The sequence below is a fragment of the Amycolatopsis acidicola genome (genome assembly GCF_007713735.2).
Classification (GTDB): Bacteria; Actinomycetota; Actinomycetes; order Mycobacteriales; family Pseudonocardiaceae; genus Amycolatopsis_E; species Amycolatopsis_E acidicola.
Window position 1 is genome coordinate 21218 of the sequence record NZ_VMNW02000020.1, and the last position, 12789, is coordinate 34006.

10 protein-coding genes are annotated in these 12789 nt (G+C 67.2%); all 10 read right to left on the minus strand.

Annotated features, from left to right (window positions below):
• Window positions 1-10: 10 nt before the first annotated feature.
• Window positions 11-616, minus strand: coding sequence for a carboxymuconolactone decarboxylase family protein (locus FPZ12_RS16210; protein ID WP_144752394.1), 606 nt, complete (start codon window positions 614-616; stop codon window positions 11-13).
• Entirely contained in the window at window positions 613-1722 is a 1110-nt protein-coding gene (locus FPZ12_RS16215; RefSeq protein ID WP_144752391.1) for an LLM class flavin-dependent oxidoreductase, read from the minus strand. Before FPZ12_RS16215 ends, FPZ12_RS16210 begins: the two co-directional genes overlap by 4 nt.
• Window positions 1723-1831: 109 nt before the next feature.
• Window positions 1832-3019, minus strand: coding sequence for a PucR family transcriptional regulator (locus tag FPZ12_RS16220; RefSeq protein ID WP_166462769.1), 1188 nt, complete (start codon window positions 3017-3019; stop codon window positions 1832-1834).
• Between the two features lie 100 nt (window positions 3020-3119).
• Window positions 3120-4112: a Gfo/Idh/MocA family protein gene (locus FPZ12_RS16225; RefSeq protein ID WP_144752385.1), complete on the minus strand. Its 993-nt coding sequence runs from the start codon at window positions 4110-4112 to the stop codon at window positions 3120-3122.
• Window positions 4113-4174: 62 nt separating this feature from the next.
• Window positions 4175-5407, minus strand: a complete 1233-nt coding sequence (locus tag FPZ12_RS16230; protein WP_144752382.1) for an alpha/beta hydrolase — start codon at window positions 5405-5407, stop codon at window positions 4175-4177.
• Window positions 5408-5450: 43 nt separating this feature from the next.
• Window positions 5451-6515, minus strand: a complete 1065-nt coding sequence (locus tag FPZ12_RS16235) for an ABC transporter substrate-binding protein (RefSeq protein ID WP_166462770.1) — start codon at window positions 6513-6515, stop codon at window positions 5451-5453.
• Window positions 6516-6610: 95 nt separating this feature from the next.
• Window positions 6611-7555 carry a cyclase family protein gene (locus FPZ12_RS16240; RefSeq protein ID WP_166462771.1) on the minus strand — a complete coding sequence of 315 codons (945 nt, stop codon included), beginning with the start codon at window positions 7553-7555 and terminating at the stop codon, window positions 6611-6613.
• Between the two features lie 52 nt (window positions 7556-7607).
• Window positions 7608-8726 (minus strand): ABC transporter ATP-binding protein, encoded by a 1119-nt coding sequence (locus FPZ12_RS16245; protein WP_144752373.1) that lies wholly within the window; start codon window positions 8724-8726, stop codon window positions 7608-7610.
• Between the two features lie 81 nt (window positions 8727-8807).
• Window positions 8808-10622 (minus strand): ABC transporter permease, encoded by a 1815-nt coding sequence (locus FPZ12_RS16250; protein ID WP_144752370.1) that lies wholly within the window; start codon window positions 10620-10622, stop codon window positions 8808-8810.
• A 493-nt stretch (window positions 10623-11115) separates the two neighbouring features.
• Complete coding sequence (locus FPZ12_RS16255) at window positions 11116-12654, minus strand: GMC oxidoreductase (protein WP_166462772.1); 1539 nt, start codon at window positions 12652-12654, stop codon at window positions 11116-11118.
• Window positions 12655-12789 lie beyond the last annotated feature (135 nt).

Genomic DNA, 12789 nt, shown 5'->3' on the forward strand with positions numbered 1-12789 from the left:
ATCCTCCTTGCTACCGAGCGGATCCGGGTTCGCCGCCACGCACGGCTGCCCGGCCACCGAGTGGTGGCAAAGCCGGCGCTCCGTCGGGAGGCGGCGTCCGGGCGACATTCATCATCAGCGCGAGAGTCGTGTAGTAGCCGACTGTCCCCACCAGTTCGACGATCGCCTTCGGTCCCAGGCCGGAAAGCCGGTCGTAGAGCTCGTCTGTCAGCGATCCACGGTGCAGGAGCGTGTGCACCGCGTCCCAGACTTCGGCCAGTCCTGGTCTGCCACCGCTGGGACGCCGGCACTGGGCGACATCCTCGACCACGGCTTCCGGTACGCCGGCCCGGTTGGCCAGCGGCCGGTGGAATCCCCACTCGAACCCCTGATCCCAGTGCCGCGCCACGATCAGGATCGTGAGCTCGAACAGGTCGTCGTCGAGTGCCTTCCCGAATCGAAGGTGTTCGCCGACCAGCTGAAGCCGGGTCATGAACTCGGGGCTGTGCATCAGCGGCACGAACGGCCCGTACAACTCGCCCCGTGGCCCCGAGACGATCCGTTGCGCGGCCTGGTGTTGCTCGTCCGACCACGCCTCCTCCGGCGGCAGGGGCAGCCGCTGCGGCCCCGGGGTCACCCTGCCGCCGCCGGCGAGATCGCGGCGTTGACGGCAGGCATGACCTTCTCGGCCATCAGCTCCATCGAACGACGCCCGAGCCGTTGGTCGGCCCAGTCCATGCCGGCGTAGACCAGCTCGCCGAAGTCACCGATCCGTTCCCGGAGCGCGAGGATCTGTTCGGCGACCTCGTCGGGCGTGCCGGCGAGGACCAGGTCGTCCAGGACTTTGTCGAGCGTGACCTCGTCGTCGGCCTGGTCCCGGCTGGTCTTGAAAAGCTCGAGCCGTCCCAGCATCCGCATCTTCGCCAGCATCTGCGAGTAGTAGAAACGGTAGGGGCTGTCGGCGGCCCGCTTTCCGTACCGTTCGGCTTCCTCGTGGGAGTCCGCGACGAAGATGGTGCGGGCGACGCGCCAGTCCGCGGGGTCCGCCTGCTTCCGGACGCTCTCCCGTCCCTGCGCGTAGTTCGGCCAGTGGGTGGCGACCCATTGCGGCAGCAGGAAGTTCGCCGACAACGGGTGGAAGTCCTGCCGTCCCATCGCGATCACGCCCTTGGAGAACGGCGCGACGACGGTTCCGACGATCTCCGGCCGCGGCGACTGCAGGGGCTTCGGCAAGACGCCGACTCCGAGGCTGAGATCGCGGGTGCGACGGGTGGACACCTTGAAGCGATTACCCGGGACGTCCAGGTCGTACGGTGATTCGGACTGCCACAAGGCGGTGATGACCTCGATCGCCTCCGCGAAGAGCTTGTTCCGGTCCTCGTCGAGGATTCCCAGCACCTCCGCGTCGGTTTTCAGGGCGCCCGGGCTCACGCCGAGGATGAACCGCCCGCCGGAAAGGTGGTCGAACATCGCAGCGTTCGCCGCGACGAGCACCGGGTGCTGGTGGGACAGGTTCGTCGTCCCCGTACCGAGCTTGATCTGCCGGGTCTCCGCGATGAGCGTGGCCAGGAAGATCATGCTGTTGGTCACGTTCTCGTGGACATCCGTCAGGTGTTCCCCGATGAAGGCGTCGTGGTAACCCAGCTGGTCGGCGAGGATCACCGCGGCCCTGTCTTCGGCGAGGGTCTCACGCCAGGTCCGGCCGAGCGGGTGCACCGGCATCGCGAAGTAGCCGAGTTTCATCAGAGTTCCTTGTCTCCTCGTGCTTCTTGGTCATCGAGTTTTCCAGCGGAATCGCCTTCCGGCAGTGGCGTACCGGACGAAATGCAGAGGCCGGAGATGACGTCTCACGTCATTCGCTTTGCCGCTTTCGGAGTAGCTTGCGAAGCCGGAGCGCCACCTGGATTTCGGTCTGTCTCTCCTGCACAGGCCCGACGAGCTCCTCCACGCGGCGAAGCCGGTTCCGCACCGTGTGCTCGTGCAGGCCCAGTTTTTCCGCGGCGGCAACGTGGCTGCCGAGCCGGAACGAAGCTTCGACAGTGGCGCGCAGCTTCTCCGCTTCGGACGTCTCGTCCGCGAGCGGGCCGAGTTCCCGGGCCACGAACTCCGCCGCGAGAAGCTCGTCTCGCAGCAACAGGATCTCCAGCCGGTAATCGGCGTAGCGCACCACCGACGAGGCATCACCGTCCGCTGCACTGGGCCGTGCCGCGTCGACCTGCTGGACCTGCTCGAACACCCGGGCGAACCCGGCCGTTCCGGCCGCGGTGTCGCTGACGACGGCGGTCAGGCCCGCGGTTCGCAGCGCGCGGACGGCCTGCCGTATCCGGGCGTCGGTCCACGCCCGGCTCGCACCGAGCCAGACGACCGAGGTATCGAGACGTGGCGCGTAGACCAGCGAATATTGCTGGTGTACCGCCGATCGCAGGGTCGCCGCCACCTGGTTCGCCTGTGCGGCGGGAACATCAGGGAGCAACACAGCGAGATGCCATGCCTCGGGCGGGTAGTCCAACGTCGCCAGGTCCTCCGCGGAGAAGCCGTCGCCGTGGCAGGCAAGGAGGTCCCGCACGAGGCGCTGCCGGATGTGCGCCCGCGACCGGTTCAGTGCGGCCTCCGAGTCCGCGAAAGTCCGCGATACCCGGGAAACCACCGCATCCGAGTACGCGTGCACCACGGCCGCCACGGATTGCTGGGCGAGAACGGACTCGGCCGTGTCCGCTCCCGCCCGCACGCCCGCCGCGGCGACCACCTTCGACCACTCCTGCCACTGCAGGAAGTGGCTGAGCCGGTACGAACGCTGCATCTCCGCTTGGCTGACACGCGCTTCGGCTTCGAGGGAGCTGAAGCGCATCCGGTGGGCGAGCGGCACCTCGCCGATCGCGAGCGCGCCCACCAGGACCTCCCGCAAGGCCCCGACGTTTTCCTCGACGCTGTGGGTCAGCGATTCCAGGAACACCGGATCGGATCGCCACGCCGGGAAGACCGACCGCACGCACCGGTCGACGACAAGGTCCCGCAGGGGCGTCACTGGCTGTCGCGACACGGCCGCCACCGCCCACTGCGGCAGCTTCAGGGGGATGTCGCTCTGAAAGCCTGCGGCGGCCTGTCCATCCGCGACAGTGCGATCCACTTCAGTCATCCGGCTACACGCGCTCGACCCGGCCGCTGCTCGCCGAACGCACGATCGCCTCGAACGTGTCGGCATTCAGCTGGATCTCGGCCGGCGTCACCGGGTACGGATCCGCGCCTTCCGCAGCCCCGGCGAACCGCTCGAGGTTGGCACGCACCCCCGAGAACGCCGGGAAAGCGTGCTTTTCGTTTTCCTCCCCCCGCCGGGACACCACGACGTCCCAGCCTTCCGACTTCTCCGGATGACTCCGGTCGCGGATTTCGGCCCAGCCCTGGGAACCGAGAACGCACACCCGCCCGATGAACGGCGTCGTCAGAACAGCGGTGATCGTCGCCGTGGCACCGGACTCGAACGCGAGCGTGATCGACAGCGTGTCCCCGTTCGCGAACGACGTGGCGAGCGTACCGAGCCTCGCCCACACCTCGACCGGCCGGCCGAGCACGCTGATGGCCAGGTCCACCATGTGGATCCCGGTGGCCGAAAGTGGTCCGGCCGGCGACAGTTCCGCGGACAGCCGCCAGTTGTCCGGTGGCAGCGCCAGGAACTTGTCCTGACTGAAGTTCCCTTCGAAAACCAGCGGGGTGCCGAGTTCCCCGTCCCGGACCAGCCGCTGAAGCTCCTCGACGGCGGGTTCGAACCGCCGTTCGTGGCCGATGCCTACCTGGACTCCGGCCGCCTCCACGGCCGCGAGCGCGTCCCGCGCCCCGGCTGAGGACGTGGCGAACGGCTTTTCACAGAAGACGTGCTTCCCTGCCTTCGCGGCCGCGACGATCTGATCCGTGTGGAACCAGTGCGGCGAACAGAGCACGACGGCGTCGACCGACGGGGAGGCGAGGGCGTCGTCGAACGACGCCGTCGTTTCGATGCCGGCCTGTTCATGGGCGGACTCGCGTCGCGCCGGGTCAGGATCCACACCCAGCACCGGGCGGATCTTGTCGCTCGTCGCGAGGTCGGACGCGATGGTGGCGCCCCACCAGCCGAGTCCCACGATAGCGGCCGTGATCATGTCTCAACTCCAACCAGTCCAGGGTGGCTTCGCGCGGGAGGTGCGCCGGTCCGGCCGTTCGTTCAGCTGGGTTGCCGGGACGCCAGCGAGAAGTCGGTGGCCTCGTGCCCGAACGGCCCGACACCGGAGGACTTCGGAATCGAGCGCATGACCTTTCCGGCCGGGGCCCGCCCGTCGAAGGCCGCCCGCAGCCAGTCCGCCAGGTACTGCATCTGCCCGAGCCCGCCGAGGCCTGCCACTCCCTCGCGGACACCGCCGTGGAAGTCGTCCTCGAGCACCCACAGCTCCTTCGGGCCGGCGACGTGTTCGAAGGTGTCGAGCGTGTCCTTCAGCGGGGTCGTCGAATCGAATTCGCCGGCGATCATGAGCAGCGGGTTGACGATCTTCTCCGCGACCCCGGCGAGGTTCCACTTCGCCGACAACTCGCGGAACTCCGCTTCGGTCTTGCACCCGGTGATGTACATGAACAGGCGCTTGTGCCGGGGAGCACCGGACTCGAAGATGTCGCGGCTCCGCCGGGAGGTGGCGCACACGCCGGCCGCGCCGGCGATGATCCGCTGGTCGAACGCCATCAACCGCAGGCCCCAGTGCGTGCCCATGCTCACGCCCGCGAAGCCGATCCGGTCCGGGATCACGTCAGGCCGCCCGGTCAGGTACGTGACGGCCGCGCTGCCCGCACGCTCGAAATTGTCCTCGGTGACCCGGATCTTCCTGAGGTTGCTGATGCCCTGGCCCGGACCGTCGATGACGAGCAGGTTCATCCCGCGGTCGGTGAAGTAGTTCCGCGACGGGTCGGCGAACTCCTCCTTGATCATGTCGAGCCCCGGGATGGCCAGCACCGTCGGCGCCTTGCCGACGCCCGGCGCGCGGTGGAAGACACCCTGGATGTGCTTGTCTCCCCAGGGGATCTCCACGCGTTCGACGAGACCGTCACTGAGCTCCAGCACCCTGTCGAAACAATGCGTCAGGCGCTCGTACAGGAAGATCTTGTCCGCGTTGTCGTCCTCGAAGATCGCGTGCTGGCCGACGTGATAGCGGTTCAGGGCCTTCAGGTAGAGGTCACGAGCGGTGAGGCGGCTGCCCGCGGCTTCCGCTGCCGCGGCGACGGCCTCGTAGTGACCGCCTGCCCGCTGCATCGCGCGCGGGATCATCGCGAAGGTCTTCACATCCGGCGGAAGAACCCGGTCGTCGTACTCGAGCACGTGTGTCCGGCCGGTCTGCTTGATGACCCAGTCGTAGACCCACTGCTGCGACTCCGAGTAGCCCTCCATCGATTCGGAATTCCTTTCATCCATGGCGAAACCCTTCCTCCACCGAAAAACTGACGACTTGTCCGTGCTAGCCGACGCCGAGCACCTTCGCGAACTTCGGCGACCACGCCGGCACGACCGTTTGCTGGAAATCCAGCGGCGCCACGGCGACACCGCCCTTGTGCGCCACGTCGTAGATCTCTGTTCCGGGCTGGGTGTGCTTCATCCAGCCCAGGATGTTGTAACCGATCAAGCCTCCCGCGTTCGTCTCACTCAGGAAGTACGAAAGCAACTTCGCCGCGGCGGCATGCGGCGCGTTCTTCATGACGACCGCACCGGCCGGAATGGCACCGATCTTGAGGGGCGCGTCGGCGAGGGGCGCGCCCTGGCTGCTGAGCGGCTCGGTCCCGCCCCCGAAGCCGATCCAGCACTGACCGTCCGCGACGGCCTGCTGGACCTGGCTGAGGCTCGGGAGCAGCTTCATCCCCTGGTCATTGACCAGCTTGGTCACCAGGGACAGCGCCTCCGGATGACCGATCACCAGGCCGATCGTCGGGAAGATCGACGGCACCGCCGCCGTGCAGATCTTGCCTTTGTACTGCGGCGCGAGCAATCCGTCCCAGGTGGTCGGCGCACTGGCTTCATCGATCGCGTTGGTGTTGTAGTAGAGACCGCGGATGTAGTCCTGGATATACAGCGAACTCGTTCCCTCGAAGGTCAGCACATCGCTGTCCTTCGCACCGAGCGCCGCCCAGTCGACGGCTTCGAGCGCGTGCTGCTGACCGAGCAGGACGTTGTAGTCCAGCGAGCTCACCCAAAGGTCGACCTGGGGACTCGCGCCGGCCTTGAAGCTCTGCAGCACCTGCTGGTAGGCGACCGACGCCGAGCCGATCGAGTTCGTCGCGACCGACAGGTGCGTCCCGAAATACGCGTTGAGCGCCTCGGCCAGCACCTTCTGCTCGGCTTGGGTGTACTGAGCCGAACCGGACATCAAGCTGACGGAACCCTCCGCTTCCGCCGCGGCGATGGCCTCCTTCATTGCTGGGGTGAACGTGGCTCTAGCCGCGTCCCCCTCGGTTTTCGCCTGTGCCACAAGGCTGTTGAGGTCCACGCCCGAGCCGCCTGCCTTTCCGCAGGCGCTCAGCAGGCTCACCGGCAGTACCATCATGACCGCGGCGACCAGTAGCCGGGTCCGGAGAGAGCTCATCGACCCGTTTCCCTTCTCGACGTCAACGTTGGCTGTCCTGTTCAGAAGAGTGCGATCGGGTTCACCGGTGATCCGGTGCCGTGCGAGATCCGGAGTGGGGCGATGACGAACAGGAAGGTCCAGCGCCCCACCGAGGCACAGTGCGCAGCGAGGTCCTCCATATCGACATGGTCGAGCAGCCACAGGCCCATGGCGACGATCCCGATCTGGTGAATGGGCGCGCTGTACTTCGGGTTCGCGGCCGGATAGCTCTCGTTGGGACCATCGCCGGCGAGGACGGAGACCGACCGCTCATGCAGGAGCGGCAGGAGACTGGGATCAGGTCCCGCACAGCCCTCCCGGATCGGGTTCACGGGGCCGCTCATCTTGCGCTGCGCGAGCTGTCCTGTACGAATCAGCAGGATGTCGCCGGGAGCCACCTCGAACCCGCATTCCTGTTCGGCACGCGCGATATCGTCAGGACGGACACCGTCCTGACGGGACACGTAGTCCACGCCCCTGATCCGGGGCACGTCGACCAAGACGCCCCGGCCCACGATCCCCGCACTCGCCACGTCGACACTGTGCTTCGTCGCGCCGAGGGGCTGGCTCACGGCAGCAGACTCGAACCCGTTGTACATCCGCCCGTCCCAGAAGAAATGGGAAAGGCCGTCGACGTGAGTGACCCCGTTGCCGTGGAACACGAGACCGAAGTAGTCCGCGGCCGTCTGGAGAGCCGGGCCTTCGCCCTGGCGGAAGACATCTCCGCTGGCGACCATGTAGTGGTCGGCCGGTTTCTGTTTGTCCTCGGCCATTCCGTAGTCGATCAGCCTGGAACACCCGACCGGCACGCCGTCCCGCACGAGTTCGCTCGCCGCCTTGCGGCGCTCGTCCGTGAGGTGGTTGAGCGTGCCCCGCTCATCGGCGGCTCCCCAGCGTCCCCAGTTCGAGAGCGACTTCATCCACTCGTCGAGCTGTTCCGCACCAACGGATTCCTGCATGCTCATCCTTGCCTCGTTCCCCGCGGTCCCGTCACCGGCGGACTTGCGCGTCATCCGGTCACGCCGCCGGGAAGAGGTGCAGCCGCTCCGCGGGGAGCTGCACCCACACCGGCTGCCCTTCGGACAGCGCTGTGGTCCCCGGCCACCTCGCGGTGATCTTCACGTCCTGGAGATGTACTTCCCAGACGGTCGTCTCACCGAGATAGGACCGCGCGCCCAGCTTCCCTTCGAAACAGTTCGGCCCCGGGCCTGACGCGAGCCCCACGTCCTCCGGCCGGATCCCGAGCGACAGGCGGTCACCGGCCTTGCCCGCCGCCTTCGTTCCGAGCTCGATCTCCCCGATGCCGGTCGAGGCGGTACCCGGTGTCCCACCCGCGTCGTCCCCGCTCACCTTCGCGTCAAGCAAGCACATGTCGCCGAGGAACTGCCCGACGAACGCGGTCTCGGGTTCTCCGTAGATCTCGGTCGGGCGGCCGGACTGGACGACCTGGCCGTGGTCCATCACCGCGACGCGATCGGCCATCGTGAGCGCCTCGGCCTGGTCGTGGGTGACGTACAACGTCGTGATTCCCAGCTCGCGGGTGATCCGCTTGAGCTCGACCCGGAGCCGGGCGCGCAGCTTCATGTCCAGATTGGACAGTGGCTCGTCCATCAGCAGGACCTGGGGTTCGAGCGCCAGCGCGCGAGCGAGCGCGACCCGTTGCTGCTGTCCACCGGAGAGCATCGCGACGGACCTCGCCGCCTGCTCCTGGAGGTTGAGCAGCTCGATCACCCGGTCCACCCGCTCGGCTACCTCGGCCCGCTTCGGCCGCCGGGCACCACGCCGCAACGCGAACGCGATGTTGCCCCGGACGTCCAGATGCGGCCACAACGCGTACGACTGGAAAACCATGGCGATCGGCCGCTGCTGCGGCGGGACGTTCTTGCGGCCCTCGTTGCCGAAGACCGGCACTCCGCCGATGCGGATCTCGCCGCCCGTAGGCGTTTCGAGACCCGCGACGCACCGCAGAGTCGTGGTCTTTCCCGAACCCGAAGCACCGAGAAGCACGAAGAACTGCCCGGCGTCGACCGAAAGGGATACATCGCGCATCGCGTCGACCGGCGTTCCCGCCGCCTTCCGGCCGCGGACCTGGAAAGACTTCGTCAGGGCATCGATCTGGATCATCGGAGTGGTCATCTTTGGTCACCTCGGAGTCGTCTGCTCAGTTGCTTCGTTGCACTGGCGTGCGGCCACGTGTTCGCGCGGCAGTCCTTCTTGTCAGGTGGACCTGCGATCCATGCGGCGCATCAGCAGCTGGAACACGCAGACCACGATGGCGATCGCGATGAGGAGGATCACGCCGATGGCCGATGCCAGGGTGCGCTGGCCCGCGTCGGTGAACTTGAGCACGATCGTGGAAAGGACCTGCGTACCGTCCGTGCTGAGCAAGGCGGGAACGGTGAGCTCCCGCAAAGCCAGCAGCGCGATCCAGAACCACGAGAACAGCAGCGACGACCGGACGATGGGAGTGATCACCCCGGTCAGCGTGCGGCCCCGCGACACCCCCGCTGTCGAAGCGACCTCTTCCAGCTCGGGGGCGATCTGGATCATCGAAGACGAGATCGTCCTGTTGGCCCACGGAATCTGCCGCGCCAGCATCGCCAGCACCAGTATCCAGATCGTGCTGTAGATCGGGAACGACTGGTAAACCGACAATCCCAGGTAGAGGAAAGCCACCGCACCGACGATCGAGGGAATGGCGACCGACACCATGATCCCGCCGTCGAGATACTTCGCCGCACGCGACTTAGTGCGGGTGGAGACCCACGCCGTGCAGGCCGAGATCAGCACGACCAGCGTCGGCACGGCGATGACGACCACCGCGGTGTTCCGGAACACCGGCGCCATCTCTTCGAAGGCAGTGCCGTACGCATCGAGGTTGGCGGTCTCGAACGCCGCGCTGGAAGGCGTTCTGAAGAACGGCAGTACCGAGGACCACAACAGCGAAAGCACAGGCAGCACAACGCCCATGACGATATAGACGCCGATGTAGACCCAGCAGGCAACCTGGGCCTTCCGGCTCAGCTTCGCCCTGGCCGCGCCACTCGGCTTGCCCGTCACCAGGATGTTCCGGCGCGCCCGGCGCATCGCGTAGAGGTAGCCGATCATGAGGATCGCGATGACCACGACGGCCAGCACGCCGAGCGCCGAGGCCTGGCCGTACTGGGGACTTCCGGTGGCGGGCTGGACGAGCTGGTACATCCAGGTCGAGAGCAGCAGCCGCTGGACCGGCAGCCCCAGCACGGCGCCGAAGTCGAACATCTCGATCGCGACGATGAAATAGAAGATCCCGGTGGCGATGATGGCCGGACCGACCAGCGGGATGCTGATGCGCAGCGTGGTCGTCAGCCGGCTCACCCCACTCACCAGCGACGCTTCCTCGAGCCGCCCGTCCATCGCCTCGAAACTCGGCACCAGCATGAAGAACGCCGGAGTGGTCAGCACCATGCCTTGCAGGAAAATGAGCCAGAACATGGAATAGACGTCGAACGGCAGGTTCTCGATGCCCAGCCAGTCATGGAGCAGCAGGTTCGCCATTCCGTTGGTCGGGCTCAGCCAGAACGTGTAGCCGATCGCCACCAGGAACCCCGGCATCGCGATCTGCACGGTGAGCAGTACGAGCAGCAGGCCGCGGCCACGAAGGTTCGTGCGGGCGTACATCCACGCGAACGGCACCGCGAGCAGCAGCATGATGGCCACGCTGCCCAGGCCCAGCACCAGCGTGTTCCTGATCGTGGGCCAGAAAACCGGGTTGCGGAAGACCTCGGAGAAGTTCCGGAGCCCGGCCTGGTAGCCATCGAAGAGGGAGATGTCGTTGGTCGCCGACACCACCAGCATCACGAGCTGGATGGCGATCAGGAGCAGTCCCAACGTGACGAACACGCCGACCAGCGACAGCCGGCCGTCGATCCGCATCAGGCGGCGCAGGCGCCCTGGCCCGCGCCCGCCTCGGACCGGCGGTCCGGCGAACCCTGCCGAACCCGCGGGCACCCTCCGTTCGAGGGTCGCCTGCTGGTTTCCTGGATTGGTCACAGATTTCTCCAAGGGTCGCGACAATGAGGCCTTAGATCTGCTGGGGAAAGTCTCTTACGCCGGCACCGTTTTCCGGTGCGCTCGACGTCGCTCCGCCACCGCGGGCGACGACTAAGCAGAGAGTCCGGGCGACCGCCTCAGCCGGGCGGAAGCCCGCTCACCCGGACAACCGGCCGACGCACCGCCCGAAACCGTCGCCCGTGGCCAAAGTAAGGGGTACCGGCCGACTCACGTCCCGTATCGATCATCATCGATCGCTCCTGATCTCCGGCCGCACTCGGCCGCAAGGGGCCTTACCCTGAAATTCACTGGCCGCGCCGTGATCCCGGTAGGGCATCCGCGCGATAGTAAAGCTTTACTATCTGGCCGGTAGCTTACGTGGTCACGATGCCGACAGTCAAGAATTGCTTCCACTGGCCGAAAGAAACAGATCACTTGATCTCACCTCGGACATCTAGCGGCCGACGGCCCGGCGCACGAAAACGACACCCGGCTAGTTCCGCGCCGCGGCGCGGAGCCGGGCAAGCCGGCCGACGAGGTCGTCGGAGGCGAGGGTGGCGAGCGCGACCGACGTCAAGGTGGGGTTGCACGCCGTCGCTGTCGGTATGACGCCGTTCCCGCCCAGGTAGAGGTTGTCCAGCCCCCACACCCTTGACCGGGTGTCCACAACGGACTCACCGTCATCGGTGCCGCCCATCCTGGTAGTTCCCTGGTAGTGCAGGGAACTCCCGCTCGGCAGGAGGCTGGGCGTCCCGTCCTCGATGTAGTCGCCCAGAGCCGAAGCTCCCCTGTGCATCTCCTTGATGGCGAGTTCCACCAGACGCCTGTCTTGTTCGGTCAGGTCGTAGCTGATCCGGATCCGCGGCAGGCCCCATGCGTCGAGCTCGTCGCCGGCAAAGGACACGCAGTCCTCGAAACGCACATCCTTCGGGAGGAACCAGCCCAGCGAGACCAGATGACGGTTCGCGGGCTGAGCGCCGCCGGGGACCGGCACCGGCGAGGCCTCCATCTGCATGACCTGTCCGTGCATGGGCCGCCGGTCGTCCACCAGCGGGATCCAGAGCGCACCCGTGAGGTGGTCGCGCGTGTCGTCCGATGTCACGAACTCCGCTCTGGAATCCTTCAGTGGCAGGCGACTCGGATCCAGCTCGAGGAAGCTGATGATCTGCGGCTGATCGTTCAGGTAATGCCCCAGCGCGGGCGGGCGGATTCCGGACGCCCACAGGAGCTGGGGTGTTCGCAGCGCGTCGCAGGCGACGACCACGAACGAAGCCGACACCCCGGTGCTGTCCCCCGTGCGGACGTCGGACAGCACCGCCCCCGTGACCCGGGCCCCGTCGCGGACGAGCTTCGTGCAGACCGTGCTGTCCCGGAGCTCGAAGTTCGGCCGCGAGCCGTCCGCCAGGTCGTCCAGGATGGCATCCGCACCGGCCCATCGCGGCAGACCCGCGGACTGCGCGGCACAGGCCAACGGCATCGGCTGTACCGGTCGCGCGCCGTCATGCCCTGTTTCGTAGACCTCGGCGAGCACCTGGGCAACCGAGCGCGTCGTGTCGTTCTCCGCGAATCCGGACTGCGTGACACCCAGCAGGCTCTCGGCACGGGTGAGCGCTTCGTCCAGCACGCTGCCGGCGATCATCGGGACTCGCTCACGCCCGCTCGGACGCGGGCACGCGCAGGTCCAGTGGCTGCCCATACCCCCGACGTTGGCAGCCATCGCCGCCGCCGGCATGCCGTCATGCGGATCCACGGCGCGGCCCCCGTCCGCCACGAGGAAAGTGCCAGGACGAGGCTCGACCGCGCCCTCGGACGCCGGATAGCTCACGAGTCGGCGCAGTTCGGCGACCAGGTGCGCCCGGTCCTCGGGAGACCGGTTGCGGATGTTCTCACCGGCGCGGCTGGTCAACCGCGGCCCCGCCTCCACCATCAGCACCGACGCGTCCGGGAGCGCGTCGCGGATGCACCGGGCGAAGGTGGAGCCGACCGGGCCGGAGCCCACGATCAGGACGTCGACCACTCGATTCTCACTCAAGGACATCTCCCTCGCTGCCACACGCCGGGCACTCGGCACACACGGGTGCGGGTTGCGGCGCGGGTGAACACCGCGCCCCCAGGACTTCAGACGGGCCCGCACCTCGATCGGATCTCCCCGTGCTGCGGGCCCTGG